This window comes from Psychrobacter sp. H29 (assembly GCF_059073055.1).
Genome location: NZ_JCACRY010000001.1, coordinates 156,657 through 171,588, shown reverse-complemented (window position 1 = coordinate 171,588; position 14,932 = coordinate 156,657). Strand labels below are relative to the sequence as shown.

The 14,932-nt window shown below is 44.5% G+C and carries 12 protein-coding genes; all 12 read right to left on the bottom strand.

Annotated elements, in window-relative coordinates; translation table 11 throughout:
* Positions 1–60: 60 nt before the first annotated feature.
* Positions 61–1,041: an OmpA family protein gene (locus AC5JP1_RS00730; RefSeq protein ID WP_493842747.1), complete on the bottom strand. Its 981-nt coding sequence runs from the start codon at positions 1,039–1,041 to the stop codon at positions 61–63.
* A 612-nt stretch (positions 1,042–1,653) separates the two neighbouring features.
* Positions 1,654–2,067 (bottom strand): PaaI family thioesterase, encoded by a 414-nt coding sequence (locus tag AC5JP1_RS00725; protein WP_493842746.1) that lies wholly within the window; start codon positions 2,065–2,067, stop codon positions 1,654–1,656.
* 122 nt (positions 2,068–2,189) lie between these two features.
* Positions 2,190–2,732 carry a DUF3124 domain-containing protein gene (locus tag AC5JP1_RS00720; RefSeq protein ID WP_493842745.1) on the bottom strand — a complete coding sequence of 181 codons (543 nt, stop codon included), beginning with the start codon at positions 2,730–2,732 and terminating at the stop codon, positions 2,190–2,192.
* 43 nt (positions 2,733–2,775) lie between these two features.
* Positions 2,776–3,477 (bottom strand): potassium channel family protein, encoded by a 702-nt coding sequence (locus AC5JP1_RS00715; RefSeq protein WP_290175978.1) that lies wholly within the window; start codon positions 3,475–3,477, stop codon positions 2,776–2,778.
* A 67-nt stretch (positions 3,478–3,544) separates the two neighbouring features.
* Positions 3,545–5,305 (bottom strand): TrkH family potassium uptake protein, encoded by a 1,761-nt coding sequence (locus tag AC5JP1_RS00710; RefSeq protein ID WP_493842744.1) that lies wholly within the window; start codon positions 5,303–5,305, stop codon positions 3,545–3,547.
* Positions 5,306–5,506: 201 nt separating this feature from the next.
* A complete protein-coding gene (locus AC5JP1_RS00705; RefSeq protein WP_493842743.1) occupies positions 5,507–6,448 on the bottom strand; it encodes a DMT family transporter in 942 nt (313 codons plus the stop codon).
* Between the two features lie 56 nt (positions 6,449–6,504).
* Entirely contained in the window at positions 6,505–7,707 is a 1,203-nt protein-coding gene (locus AC5JP1_RS00700) for a flavin monoamine oxidase family protein (RefSeq protein ID WP_493842742.1), read from the bottom strand.
* Positions 7,708–7,748: 41 nt separating this feature from the next.
* Entirely contained in the window at positions 7,749–8,171 is a 423-nt protein-coding gene (locus AC5JP1_RS00695; protein WP_493842741.1) for a tetratricopeptide repeat protein, read from the bottom strand.
* 176 nt (positions 8,172–8,347) lie between these two features.
* Positions 8,348–8,836, bottom strand: a complete 489-nt coding sequence (locus tag AC5JP1_RS00690) for a M48 family metallopeptidase (RefSeq protein ID WP_319052195.1) — start codon at positions 8,834–8,836, stop codon at positions 8,348–8,350.
* Between the two features lie 254 nt (positions 8,837–9,090).
* Complete coding sequence (gene betT / locus AC5JP1_RS00685) at positions 9,091–11,136, bottom strand: choline BCCT transporter BetT (protein ID WP_493842740.1); 2,046 nt, start codon at positions 11,134–11,136, stop codon at positions 9,091–9,093.
* A gap of 279 nt (positions 11,137–11,415) precedes the next feature.
* A complete protein-coding gene (gene betA, locus AC5JP1_RS00680; RefSeq protein ID WP_493842739.1) occupies positions 11,416–13,116 on the bottom strand; it encodes a choline dehydrogenase in 1,701 nt (566 codons plus the stop codon).
* Positions 13,117–13,235: 119 nt separating this feature from the next.
* On the bottom strand, positions 13,236–14,738 hold the full coding sequence (betB, locus tag AC5JP1_RS00675) for a betaine-aldehyde dehydrogenase (protein WP_493842738.1): 1,503 nt from the start codon (positions 14,736–14,738) through the stop codon (positions 13,236–13,238).
* Positions 14,739–14,932 lie beyond the last annotated feature (194 nt).

Sequence of the window (14,932 nt, the reverse complement as noted above, 5' to 3'; positions counted from 1 at the left end):
GCCAAAGAATAATCGGTCAAAGCCGTTTTAAATGAATAAAATCCACTTGGATGCCTTTTATTATTCATTTTGCGGCTGCTCTTCTACTACAGCGATGACGCGGCGATTAAGCTGTCTTCCTGCTGCAGTATCATTACTTGCTCTTGGCTGCGACTCGCCATAGCCGATAGCACTTATACGCTTGGGTGCAACACCGAACTCGTTAACTAGTATCTCTTTTACTGCGTTGACTCGGCGCTGTGATAATGCTTGATTGTAGTCATTTTGACCACGGCTATCTGTATGTCCCTCGATAGTTACCACAGTATTCGGGTACTGCTTCATAAACGTGACCAGTTCGGTCGTTTTTGCATAATAGGCTGGACGTACCATCGACTTGTCTGTCTCAAACAATATTTCAAGATCAATAGATATTCTTTCGGACAATGCTGGTGTCGGTGTTTTGATAACAGCAGGTGGATTAATTGGTGGTGCGGCTATGATAGGTAATGGGCAGTTAGGAACAACGCGACTGATTTGATGAGACTGATAACGCTTTTTCTTTAGTAGTTGCAATGCGCTAGCGGTAGTGATCTGCTCTAAGGTGCTTTGACCCTTTTGAGCCATATTCACATAAAAAAAGTAAGTTTGACCGCCTACTAACTCATACTCTTTTTTATTTGCCAGCAAGTTATTGTCCTTAAACCCCGTGGCATGAGCGCTTAATTGGTTTATACCAACACATGATTCAACAACCGTATAGTTGCCTGCATGGAGACTCACTTGAAATCGATTGTTTACTGCGATGTTGGCACTCGTTTGTTCAGAGTAACGGTCATTGGATCTAATAAATACCAAACGGGTTTTATCAGAAGATACATTTTGGTCTAATATATAGTTGATATCAGCATCAGTTTGGTTGTTCCATGCAACCTTACTCACATGGCGACTATCTCCATCGTTATCGATACTGTTGTTACCAGTCACAGAGCACGCTGTCATTCCTAATAGCATTACTGGTAAAGCAATGATATTGATAGACTTTCTGAGTATATTTTCCATGACTACTCCCTTACTTACTGTATTCCGAATCACCTTTGAACACTTATGTATACTTTTATGCTACCTGTTACTATAGTTGCATACCAGTACGGTCAAACCATCCAACCGACCGTACATCGCTTTTTACCTGAAAATTTTATCTTAAGTCATTAATTTTATTAATATAAATCAATTATCCAGATCGCTTTATCGTACAAAAACCTCTCATTCTTCTGAGCAGGTGCTATCTTACATGAAAATTCATCCCATCATTAAATAAACTATTGTTTATTTAAATATTTATAAAAATAATAGTTGTTGGTTCCTTAATATTGCAAAATAAATGCCAACTCATACTAACTTTTAGAAATCCGTACTACCATAAAATAAACCTCGCAAGCTGTTATGCTTGGCGAGGTTTGTTTTATGCAGAGTATTCTGTAGTAGTGACTACACTAATGACTGTCATCCAATAATTCAAAGGTAATGATTAAATCATGACGATAAATCATCTCGATGAGATCTAATATTGCAATATTATGGTCTTGATCTCTGAGTCTATAATACTCAATGCGTACTAATCTAACGATAAAAGACTTATTACTCAAGCAATATATACTATGAAGTAGAATTTTATATACGCTGAGGCGGTATGGAGTAAGTACCGACTACGTGTGCGACAATGTCATCCGAGCCTTCTGAATACAGAGACACCTCACCTACTACCAGCGCTCGCCCTACTTTAAGTAAGGTACATTCAGCGATAATACGAGCATCTGCTGATGGTTTACGCAAAAAGTTGATAGTCAAGCTCGTTGTCACCGTCAATGGCACGATGCCGATTTTTCCCAGTATCGCCACATAGATGGCGACATCAGCGACGGCCATCATGACAGGTCCCGACACGGTGCCACCGGGACGTAGCTCATTGATACCAATCTCGTGTGATAAGGTCGCGCCGTCTTCACTGACTGCTTCAACAACGCATTTTGTTTGTGGGAACTCCATTGCCATAAAGGCGTTAATTTCTTTTTTGGTTGCAGACATAATTCTTCCTTGAATGTCACTGTCTCGAATATCACTACCTTAAATGTCGCTATCCTAGATGGAACTACCGCTATTGCCGTTGTTAACACTGCCGACATTGCTATTTTCTTTAACACATCCGATTAATGTATCACAGGCGTGCCTTCGGTACTAAACGCAAATCCTTTGTTGCTAAAATTGCCAATCATGACCGCTTCAATGACAGGTTTGACCGTCTCATCCGCGCCTTCAACTTCGATAATAAAGTTAGCACCGGCGCCGCCCTTGTTCTCTTCTTTTTCAACGATATAGTTGAGCGTGGCCATCGCAGGTAGCTCGATTGGCTTGTCTATATAGGATTTGACAAGAGCGCCATCGGTATCGTAATAATCAATTTTATTGATATATAGTGATTTTTCCAACGTGGTATTACGTACGCTCAACGTCGCTGCCAATAACACTTTGCGATTGTCTTTATCAGTATAGATATCAGAATAAATGGGCACATAAAAGGTTTCTTTATAGCTGAACTCGCTACGATCCACATTGGATGTCATCTCTAACGCCTCAATCGGGTCCTGTTGATTCTCGGATAGGGTGACGTTCGGATCTTGCGCGGACGGATCACAGCCAGACAGTAGTGCCATAGCGGCAACCAATAGAACGACTGCGCTGCGCTTATTCATAGATTTCCCCTGTATCTTCTCATGTCACTACGATGGTAAGCCGTTATTTGATTTTCACACCCACGCTACGTAAGAACTGATTGATGTGTTTGTTCGCGCCATAAATAACCAAAACATCGTGGTCTTTTAATACTTGCTCTGGCGTTGCCAATCCCTGAATGCTCGGTTTGCTCTGAGTACGACCAAAGCTGTCTTCATAATACTCATAGCGCAAGGTACTAAGCAATCGTATATTGAACTTTTGCTCCAATTGCAATTCATCGATGGTCTTACCGATCAATACACTTGGAATATTAATCTCTACCATACTGAAGTTATCGCTTAACTCAAACGAATCGACAAAATAACGTAGCGACAGTCGTTTGGCCCAGCGATTGGCCGCTTCTTTTTCAGGATGAATCAAATCGTCCACCCCAATAGCCTGTAGGACTTTTTCGTGCAGTGGGTTGATACTGCGGCTGATCAACCGCTTTGCTTTTAGGGTCTTAAATAACGCTGTTGCCATCACGTTTGCGCCTTGATCTTCGCCAACTGCCACGATGACGATGTCAGTATCAATGATGGGTAAGCCGCTTACGGTATACTCATCTGTGGCATCCATACAAAGCGTATGAGAGATAACTTCCTTATACGCTTCGACCCTTTGCATATTGCTATCAATGCCAATCACTTCATGCCCTTGGCTAGTCAATGCAGAGCCTAGTGACGCGCCAAAATTCCCCAATCCTACGATAATATACTTCATAACCTTGATGACCTTTTTTAAACTATATTTTTCGCTTCTGAACGTAAAATTATTTATGTATAAAAATTTAGTTAATCGTAATTTCCTCAGTTGGATAGCGATAATTGCGTTGGCGCATGTTTTTGAGTAGCGCAATAAATATCGTTAGCATACTGACCCGACCAACAAACATAATGACCGATATCACCACTTTGCTAAAATCTGACAAATCTGCTGTTAGATTCAAACTCAGCCCTACTGTACTGTATGCTGAAAAACACTCAAACACTACTTTGATCAAATCAAGCTCTGGCTGATCATAGCTAATGAGCGTCACACCCGTACCGATGACCAGCAGTGACAACCACATAATAGAAAATGCGCGGCGCACAGAGATCTCAGCAATTTGGCGCTTGAACACTTCTATCTTTGTTTGCCCACGGGCTAGACTCAGTGTATTCAATAGTGCAATCGCAAAGGTACTGGTTTTAATACCGCCTCCTGTCGAGTTTGGCGATGCCCCAATCCACATCAAAAATATCGTCAGCATGATTGTTGGGAATGCCAGCTCACCCATATCAATCACATTGAATCCCGCGGTTCTCGGCGTGGCAGCGGTAAAGAATCCTGTGACCAGCTTACCAAAAATACTGGTATGGTCAGCGAGCACATTATCGTATTCAAATATCATTACCCCAACCAGACCGACCAGCAATAGCGCACCAGTCGTAATCAAGGTAATGCGGCTATTGATGTTGAGCAACCAAGGCTGATAAAAATAGCGTTGATCATGACGATACAGTAGTCGCTCAATGCGATGCCGTAGATAGCGCAGTACATTGACCACGATGGTAAAACCCATACCACCAAAGATAAAGGTCATCGCCACGATCAGCTGTAGCGGGTAATTAAAGCGTAGCGAATCGTCATACATGCCCGCACTAAAGGTCGAAAACCCCGCATTACAAAAAGCTGAAATTGCATGGAAAATCGAAAAGAACAACTGCTCAGACCAATTCATATCGGGTATATCATAGATACTGATATAAATCAGTGCCGCTGCTACTGCTTCAACACCGAAAGTCACGTATAAGATTGACTTCAAGGTCGAGACCACATCCCCCATACCGCGCATATACGACATCTCGCTGATACTCGCTTGCGTCTCATAACTGACGCCGCCCTTGAAAAAGTAACTAAAATAAGTCACAAATGTCAAAATACCTAAGCCACCGACTTGTATTAAGCCCATAATAATGGCCTGTCCAAACGTCGTAAAATGGGTCGCTGTATCCACGACAATAAGTCCTGTTACGCAAACCGCACTGGTCGCGGTAAAGAGCGCATCAATAAAGGATAACGGCTGCGTTGTGGCATTGGGCATCATTAGCAGCAGGGCACCTGCCAGCACCACCGCCAAAAAGCTTAGAATAAAAAACTGCGCAGGATGTAGAAAGGTACGATTAAGATTAAACTCGTGATCAGACAGTTCACGGATAAAGGTGACAAACACCGCTATTTTTATCGCGACGAAGCCATCAACAGCGGCAGACAACCCAAAACGCATCAGGTCAGTAAAGTGTGCCGCAAGTAAAATAATAATAGCGATACTGGTAAAGGCATCGAATACCGCCACTTTATTGAGCGTGAACGGCTTATTTGTGTAGATATAACGGCCAACCGTCACTACAAAGCTCAAAAAAATAATGATTAGATAAAAAATATGGAAACCTTGTTGTAGCCACATCGGCAGTGTAAAACCACTATCCAATAAAGCAACAACGACTCCGATGATGCTAATAAGAATCGTGACATTATTTAATAACCGATAACGCGTGGCTGCATTCATAGCCTGAATCCAAGACAACAATAACCCCGATACTTATACTCCTTTTTTGCCATATTCACAAAAATTGATTTGAGATAATCGTAACCAATTATTGGATCTATATAGACTGTATGAGTAATTAAGACGAGATATCAAATACTTGCACGATTATAGAGTATTGATCAAATATGCTTACCTATTGGCGCGTTTATTGAGCGTCCTTCATTCTTTTTTTGTTATAACCGTCGACATTTTTACACCGCCCCATGTCACCAGTGCGACGCCAATAGCAATCAGACAACCTCCTAACAGCAAACCTTCAGGCGGATGCTCTCCCTGCAAAAATATTGCAATAGGGACACCAAAGATGGCCCCGACTGCCCCCAACAGACTGAGCAAAACAGGACCGCCTGTTTTTTGTAAGAGAAACAGTAATAAGAATTGTCCAGAAAATACACCTGCCTGTACGGTTATTAATCCTAATGGCAGCCCACTCTCTAAGGGTATCGTGACAGAAAAGTTAAATACCGCACTAAATAGAGCCAGCAGTAGAGAGGCGGCGACTAGCATCCCCGGAGCGAGTGCACTAAATGCAGCATTATCAGGCCAGCGTAGTGTCCGGTATATGTTGCCAATGGCGAGTAGTACTGGTCCACACAGCGCGACCAAAATCCAAAACACGCTGGTATCTGGGGCGGAGAGCTTATGGATAGCCAACACTCCTGCTCCTAAAAGTGCCGCAGCGACACCAAGCGCACGGGCGAGATAGAAGCGCTCTATGCGCAGCAGCAGTGCGCCAAGATACGTTAGCAATGGAGGTAAGGATATAATAAGAGCGACAAATCCTGCGCCAACATGAGGAATCGCTGAAAACAACAGTAAGTTGGCAGCCGCCACACTGACAAAGGCAGCAACGAAATAATACTCGAAGCTTCTGGCACTAAAAGGAAGTGTTTCTTGTCTAATGAAGGCAACTATCATTAGAATAATAGCTGCACCAGTGATCGACCAAAACAAAAACGCTAATGGCGTAAGACCGATATCGACAGCATATTTGGCGAGATTGGTTGAGATACCTGTGAGCGCGCCACCGACCAGCAGGCAAGCAACAGGTACTAGCCAAGTCGCATTATGGTCAGGTTTTTGCTTGAGGGAGTCATTCATCAACTATCCTATTAGATGACGATGTTTTTGTATAACTATAGGGCTTCTGGCGATATTCACTCTTTGGACAATACTGTCGCAGGCAAGCTTTGTACTGCTATGGCTGCCGCATCAATAGCGCCAGCAATATAACCAGGAAACTGTACTGACCACTCACTACCGCAGCCTGTTAGTTGGTCTTGCCATGCGCCTGTTTTTGGTTTGGCTGGTGGTGCTACGGCATGTTGCCCGTTGCCATTAATATCAGCAGGCATCGCTGTTAGTGGGTCTTGCGCCCAGTCCTTGAGATACTCAGCTACCGGACTACTCGCCTGCGTACCAAACAGACGTACCAATTGCGCGCGGCAGTGTTGTTTTAGCACGATATCAGAGACACTTTGCCGTGCCTGCGCCGGTACACCAAAGAAGCCAAATAGGGCACCATGACTGTCTACAGTAGAAGCATCATGTATTTCAGTGAGTGGTCCTATCGCACTACGCGCTGCCCCTGAGAGACCATTATCTCGCCAAAATGGCGTTTCATAGACTGCCACATATTTGGCATGGGGCGCCATCCACGTTGCTGTCTGTTGCCACTGTGTCATTAGCTCCTGTAGTAGTGGTGGCTCAAATGCTATCCGACCCGCTACTAGTCTAGGCGGTAGCGCAAGCAGGACATGCCGCGCTCGAGATATGGTCACTTGTCCAGAGGCATCTACGCTCTGTACGTTGATATACTCACCTACTCTACTTAACTGCTGCACAGTTTGATTGGTGATGATGCTTTTAGCGTCCAAGCGGGCATATAGCGCCTCAATCAAAGTCGCCATTCCACCGACTAGGCGCATAGAAGACGGCGCGCTTTTGTAACCTTGCATTCGTACGGGCGGCTGATCAGTAGCGCGCTCCACCATCATATCGCCAGCTTCAAACTGCGCAAAACGCGATAAGTTCAGCGATTCAATGAGCGTACTTAACTGCGTCTGATAGTCAGGCCAAAACCAAGAGGGACCCAAATCAAATGCATCATCTGTGATTAATGCGTTAGCACTATCTTGATTAGCATTATCTTGATTAGCACTGTCCTTATTAACCATACCTGTGTCAGGGGAAGTCTGTCCATTATGGACCGCACTTGAGAAATTAGCGACTGCAATACGACCGCCTAATCTATCACGTGCTTCTAACAGTCTATAGGCGATACCTTTTTGCTCCAACAAAAAGGCAGCGTATAGTCCACTTAGCCCGCCGCCAACAATTACCACAGGTACATCTTGCATATCAGATTACTCAATTCATAGAGGATTGATTATAGTTGAGACTACTCTGCCAATAGTTTGGTAAGCATCTCATCGATCTCAACCTTAAATTCTTTGTCTTCAATTTTGTTTGCCGTGACTTTAGCATTCTGCAAACTTTGGATGGCCGTTTCTTTCTCACCCATCTCAAGCTGTAGTACCGCCATAGAAAAAGCGATTGAGGACATATGATCTTTTGAGTTGATAGCAGTGGCTTTGGTTAGTGCTTTGTCATAGATAACCAATGCCTCATCTAAATCCTCTGTAAAATCAGCCAAGGTTTCCCATTGCTCTGGATGGTCTTTATCAGTATTTTCGTTGTCGGTACAAATAGCTTTTAGCTCAGCATAAAGCTCGTCAAATTTCGCTTGATTGCCTCTACGATCGGCTTCTAATAGCTCTTCGGCTAACGTATAGATGGCTTTATATATTTTGGTATTGATCATTTTTTTCTCTATTTTTAGTGAAGTGATAAAAGAGTATGTATGTGTATTTATGGTTTAATGGCGAATAGTTTGATGGCGAAAAATTTAATACAGGCAAGCTTAGCACGGTTACTGCTAATGATGAGTGTTTTCAGTTATCAGCAAACACATGGTATGGCTATATAACGTCCACGCAATCAGCGCTCTTGCCAATGTAACCATAAACGCATATCCAGCTCTAGTTGATGATATTCAGGCTCCATATGACAGCACAGCTGATAAAACGCCTTGTTGTGATCATGCTCTTTGAAATGCGCAAGCTCATGCACCACTATCATGCGCAAAAAATCTGGCGGCGCGTCTTTGAACAAACTGGCCACCGTGATGCTATTGTGCGACTTGAGCTTACTTCCTTGTACTCGAGACTGTGTGGTATGCATCCCTAGCGCATGTTTTAGAACTTTTAATTTACTGCTATAGCTGACATTTGATAGCGGGCCAATCTTACGCATGTATTGGTTTTTTATCTCATTGATATAGTGATAGAGCGCCTTATCACTTTGGATCTCATGCTGGGTGGGGTATTTATTTTTGAGATATACCCCTAACCTGCCATCACTCATCATCTCTGCAACTTGAGTTTGGATGTGCTCTGGATAATGAGCAATGTATTTTAATGTAGTCACAACGATATCCTTTGCTTAAATGCTCGAATTTATTGGCTGATCAGCACAGTCTTAGTTAATTTTACCTTATACATGCTGCTTGTACTGCCCTCTTGCTTTATTAATTACTTTGACTGGTCATCACCTGCTTTCTGACTGAATTTTTGTCATAAAGAAACCCCATAAGCTGTCGTCAACTTATGGGGTGTTTTCTTATATAAGCGTTCAATGATGAGCTATCGTACCTATATAAATGGATAGCTATTTATAATCAATTAACGCTCTAGATGTAGATACTGCAAGTGACGCTCGTACTGATTGAGAATATCGACCAGTACCTGCTCTTTGGTATAACCAACCAAGTCATACTCTTGCGACCCTTCTCTTAAGAATACCTCAGCACGATAATAGTACTCTGCATGCTTGCTTGACGTATTCAGCGTAAAGTTAGGGCGCTCAGCTTTGATCAAATGTACTTCATAAATAAAGTCATCTTCATCACCATGACCGACACGCAGTTTTAGACCGTCAACTTGACCGCTGTCTTGATCCATACCAGCATCGATACCTTCACCAATGCTCGCAAGATTATGAATGTCTAGTGAGGTTTTGAGACCACCCGCTTCGAACTCTTTTTCGACATCACTCATGGCAGGCATCACCACAGTGTGCAAGAATTTTTCGACCTGCGCATGTCCTGGGAAGCTCACAATACGTTGCAAGCGGGCTTTCCAGCCTTTACCGTTATCAAGGACATTGGCAGTACCAATAGTGCTTGCTTTGCGTTTGTTGCCTTCTTCTTTTAGTGACTTCCACATCGCTATCATGTAGAGCACAAGAATGATAGAGAACGGCAAGCCTGCGATCACAGAAACCGACTGCAATGAGCCAAAACCACCGGCAAATAACAGTCCTAGCGTAATAAGACCCGTTGCTGCCGCCCAGAATAAACGCAGCCATACCGGTGCATCAGTATCATTAGTCATGCCTCGTGAGCTCAGGTTTGCAAGTACCAACGCCCCTGAATCCGCTGAGGTCACAAAGAATATCAGACCAATCACCACACCAGCAAATGACAGCACCTCGCTATAAGGGAAGTACTCAAATAACGCAAACATACCCATCGCAGCGTCATTAACAGCGATTTCGCCAAGCTCAGTGGCGCCATTGGCAACCAAATCTATCGCCGTGTTACCAAAGATAGAGAACCATGCAAAAATGAAACCCAATGGAATAAACATCACGCCGAACACGAACTCTCGTAGCGTGCGGCCACGGCTAATACGCGCAATAAATAGACCGACAAATGGTGCCCAAGCAACCCACCATGCCCAGAAAAATATCGTCCACCAAGATTTCCACTCGGCACCAGAAGCGCCATCATAAGCATAAACATCAAAGGTCTTATAAATAATGGTCTGGAAATATTGACCGATATTCTGGGTAAAGGTGTTCAATAGGTATACGGTATTGCCCATCACGAGTATGGCAAGCAATAGTAAAATTGATGACAACATGTTGAATTCAGACAGACGACGTACGCCTTTTTCGACACCTGTCATCGCAGAGATAGCCGCCGCCGCGACAACGCCCACAATGATCAGTGCCTGAACCATCTTGCTAGATTCGATACCAAATACATGGGTCAAGCCTGCATTGGCTTGTAGCACACCAATACCTAGACTGGTCGCAATACCCATCAACGTACAGACGACACCAAAGGTATCAATACCATCGCCTAGCCAGCCTTTGATTAAGCGTTCACCAAATACTGGTGTCAGCGGCGAGCGTAGTGCCAGCGGCATGTTTTTGCGATAGGCAAAGTAAGCCAACGCCATACCAATCAAGGCATAAATACCCCAGCCATGCAGACCCCAATGCAAAAAGGTTTGCGCCAGTGCTTCGCGCATGGCCTCAGTACTAGCAGGTTCTAGACCTGTATGCGGTGTCAAATAATGCATCAATGGCTCTGATGCACCAAAGAACAATAGGTCAATACCGATACCCGCTGAGAACAACATGGCCGCCCACGCCAAAAACGGAAATTGTGCTTTTTCGTGGTCTTGACCAAGCTTTATATCGCCGTACTTAGAAAAACCAACGAACAATGCAAAGATACTATAAGCGGCAACCACCAACATGTAATACCAGCCAAACTTGTCTGATACCCAAGTCATGCTAGCGCTCAGCAAGGTCTCACTATAATCTGGAAAAGCAATGGTCCAGATTATCAATAAAATAGAAATAATAGCAGAGCCCAAAAACACCGTTTTGTTTAGGCTCAAAGGTTTCGTCACATCTTGTGATGGCGAACTGTACATAAAAGACCTCAATAGGTAAATTAAACAGGGTCCGATATTGCTTTGTCCGGCATAGTATTATGGATAATTGTCACACAATATATAAATCACCGCATGACGGACAAAGCAGTACCAATAAATAAAAAGCAAATAGAATTATAAACAGCTTCAACCATAACGATATTTATCGTACCAATACGTTAGCGCTGATAAAAAAGACCTCTACTTAGAAAGGCCTTATTGTTAAAATTTCTCGTATTGTTATTTATTCAGTTACTGAAATGTAGGCTTATATCTGACCTACACAGTCGAGAGATAATCACGCATAGGCTCAGCGCGCAGCGGTGCACCATTGGCGACATAGTAATCTGCCGTTGATCGTGGCAACTGTACACCTCTCATTTTATCAACGATTTTTTCTGCCAACATGATCGTGGTGGCATTGAGATTGCCACTGATGATGTTGGGCATGATGGACGCATCGACGACGCGTAGGCCATCGATACCGTGTACCAGACCTTCACCATTGACGACGGAGTCATTGTCTTCACCCATCGCACAAGTACAAGATGGGTGATACGCGGTCTCGCTATGGTTACGTACGTACTCATCCAACTGAGCATCCGTCACCAGATCGTCAGTCGGTGCAATAGCACGTCCACGATAAGGATCGAGCGCTGGCTGATGCATGATCTCACGCGTGATACGCATCGCTGCGCGGAACTCTTGCCAATCTTGATCATGAGACATGTAATTGAACAGGATGCTTGGATGCGCTTTTGGATCACGTGATGTGAGCTTGACGCGACCACGACTTGGTGAGCGTAACGACCCTACGTGTGCCTGAAAGCTATGCGATTTGACCGCACTGCGTCCGTCGTAACGTACCGCCAGTGGTAAGAAATGATACTGAATATTTGGGTGAGTGAATTTCTCATCGGTACGGATAAAACCGCCGCCTTCGAACTGGTTAGAGGCACCAAGACCAGTGCCATTAAACAACCACTCAGCACCAATAGCAGGCTTATTCCACCACTTATTGGCAGGGGCAATCGAGACAGGCAGTTTACACTCATACTGCATATACAGCTCTAGGTGATCTTGTAGGTTGTTACCCACACCTGGTAAATCTAGTATTTCAGTTACGCCAGCGTCTTTTAACCATTGACCAGGGCCGATACCTGAACGCTGCAATAGCTGAGGTGAGGCAATCGCACCAGACGAAACCACCACTTCACGAGAAGCATAAAACTTTTTGGTCTGACCATCGTGCTCTACCTTGACACCGACGGCACGCTTACCATCAAACAAGATTACGTCAGTCAACGCCCCTGTCAAAATCGTAATATTGCTACGTGGCTTGGCACGGTCCAGATAACCGCGAGAGGTTGACGCGCGGCGACCATTAGGGGTCACGAATCGATCCATCGGGCCAAAGCCTTCTTGCTGATAGCCGTTCAAATCTTCGGTACGCGGATAGCCCGCTTGTACGCCCGCTTCGATCATGGCTTGGAACAACGGATTGACCCCTGGCTTTGAGGTAGTCATCTCGACAGGACCGCCAGCACCGTGATAGTCATTTTCGCCAACGTCGCGGTTTTCTGACTTTTTGAAATACGGTAGGCAATCCAAATACGTCCAGTCTGATAGCCCTTTTATCTTAGACCAATCATCATAATCCAGCGCATTGCCACGGATGTAGCACATACCATTGATAAGCGATGATCCGCCAAGCCCTTTACCGCGACCGCAGTCCATGACACGATTGTTCATATAGGGCTCAGGATCTGTCTTGTAACCCCAGTTATAAGTCGTGCCTTGCAATGGCATGGCAAGCGCGGCTGGCATTTGGGTGCGAAAGTCCAATCGATAGTCTGGGCGACCTGCTTCTAATAGCAATACTTTGATACTGGCATCTTGGGTCAAACGCGTGGCCAGCACATTTCCTGCTGATCCTGCACCGACTATAATGTAGTCGTACTCAGGTGTGGTTGATGTCATAACATGCTCCATAATATGGAAAAAACATAAATCGTTTCGTATCAGAAAGGTCAAATAAAGCTGGAGGATGACCTTGCTGTCTTAGTTTCTTTCAATACAAATTGCTAAACTATGAACGATTAAAAGACTGATTCAAACGCGCCCAACTCTACTTGGATAGATTTGGTTTGAGTATAATGCTCAAGCGCCTCAACGCCGTTTTCGCGGCCAATACCGGAGTGCTTGTAACCACCGACTGGCATCTGTGCTGCTGACTCACCCCACGTATTTAACCAGCAGATACCTGCTTCGATCTGAGCGATGACGCGATGCGCGCGCTTCAGATCAGCCGTCACCACACCAGCTGCTAAGCCATAATCGGTATCGTTAGCACGGCGAATCACTTCCTCTTCAGTCTCATAGGTCAAGATAGACATCACTGGACCAAAGATTTCTTCACGGACAATAGTCATATCGTCGCTGCAATCCGTAAATACGGTCGGTTCAACAAAAGCACCGTTTGCAAGCTCGGCTGTCGTCACACGTGCGCCGCCCGCTAGCAGACGAGCACCACTTTGCTTACCTTGCTCGATATAGCCAAGCACGCGCTCCATATGCGGGAAGCTAACCAGTGGACCCATATTGATGTTCTCATCCACCGGATCGCCTAGCTTGATACGATTGACGCGCGTTAAGATGGCTTGCTCAAATTTTTCTTGCAACGCTTTAGGGATAAAGACACGCGTACCGTTAGTACATACTTGACCGGTACTATAGAAGTTGGCCATCATCGCGATGTCAGCGGCGGTATCAATATCGGCATCTTCAAATATAATTAGCGGTGACTTACCACCAAGCTCTAAAGTCACGTCTTTTAAAGACGAGCTTGCTGCGCTTGACATGACTTTTTTGCCAGTCGGTACGCCGCCTGTGAACGATACCTTGGCGATATCTGGATGCTCAGTCAGCGCTTGACCCACTTCGTAGTTACCTTGTACAACATTGAACACACCGTCTGGCAGTCCTGCTTCTGTAAAAATCTCAGCCAGCTTTAAGGCGGTTAAAGGAGTAACTTCTGATGGTTTAAAGATCATTGCATTGCCAGCAGCCAGTGCAGGTGCTGCTTTCCACATGGCGATCTGAATAGGATAGTTCCACGCACCGATACCAGCAACCACGCCCAGCGGCTCACGACGAGTATAAACAAAGCTGCTGTCACGCAATGGAATCTGGCGACCCTCGATCATTGGTGCCAGCCCTGCATAGTACTCAACGACATCAGCACCAGTGACGATATCGACATATTTTGTCTCGGAGTATGCTTTGCCCGTATCTTTTGTTTCCAGCAATGCCAGTACATCATTACGTGCACGTAATATCTCAACAGCCTTTGAGAGGATTCGACCACGTTCCACAGTCGTCATCGCAGCCCAAATTTTTTGACCTTTATGTGCAGCTTTTACCGCCTCATCAATCTGCTCATTGCTTGTTTGTTGGATGGTAGCCAATACCTCACCAGTCGCTGGGTTGATATCTTCAAAAGTGGTTAGCGTGTCATCTACCGCCAAGTAACGACCATTAACATAAGCAGTTTGTACTTGTTCTAGATCGATAGTATCTGTCAAATTATTGATATCTGTCATGAATATTCCTTAGGACAATGGGTAGCAGCAGCGTTGTAAAAGCGCTGACCATGTGATGTCGTTATGAGTTAAATTTGTGAATATAGTCTTTCGTCGTTAGATGTTTATTAAGTGGTTTATCTATGCCTATCAGAGCTTCGCTGCCTAACAGCTGAACCCTTATCAGTCTAAATATTTTCTGATTTAAGCTTTTA

Excerpts from the sequence above, each read along its gene's own strand:
- AC5JP1_RS00695 (WP_493842741.1), bottom strand. The coding sequence starts at position 8,171 with ATGATCAATACCAAAATATATAAAGCCATCTATACGTTAGCCGAAGAG.
- AC5JP1_RS00705 (WP_493842743.1), bottom strand. The coding sequence starts at position 6,448 with ATGAATGACTCCCTCAAGCAAAAACCTGACCATAATGCGACTTGGCTA.
- betA (WP_493842739.1), bottom strand. The coding sequence starts at position 13,116 with ATGACATCAACCACACCTGAGTACGACTACATTATAGTCGGTGCAGGA.
- betB (WP_493842738.1), bottom strand. The coding sequence starts at position 14,738 with ATGACAGATATCAATAATTTGACAGATACTATCGATCTAGAACAAGTA.
- AC5JP1_RS00715 (WP_290175978.1), bottom strand. The coding sequence starts at position 3,477 with ATGAAGTATATTATCGTAGGATTGGGGAATTTTGGCGCGTCACTAGGC.
- AC5JP1_RS00700 (WP_493842742.1), bottom strand. The coding sequence starts at position 7,707 with ATGCAAGATGTACCTGTGGTAATTGTTGGCGGCGGGCTAAGTGGACTA.
- betT (WP_493842740.1), bottom strand. The coding sequence starts at position 11,136 with ATGTACAGTTCGCCATCACAAGATGTGACGAAACCTTTGAGCCTAAAC.
- AC5JP1_RS00710 (WP_493842744.1), bottom strand. The coding sequence starts at position 5,305 with ATGAATGCAGCCACGCGTTATCGGTTATTAAATAATGTCACGATTCTT.
- AC5JP1_RS00730 (WP_493842747.1), bottom strand. The coding sequence starts at position 1,041 with ATGGAAAATATACTCAGAAAGTCTATCAATATCATTGCTTTACCAGTA.
- AC5JP1_RS00720 (WP_493842745.1), bottom strand. The coding sequence starts at position 2,732 with ATGAATAAGCGCAGCGCAGTCGTTCTATTGGTTGCCGCTATGGCACTA.
- AC5JP1_RS00725 (WP_493842746.1), bottom strand. The coding sequence starts at position 2,067 with ATGTCTGCAACCAAAAAAGAAATTAACGCCTTTATGGCAATGGAGTTC.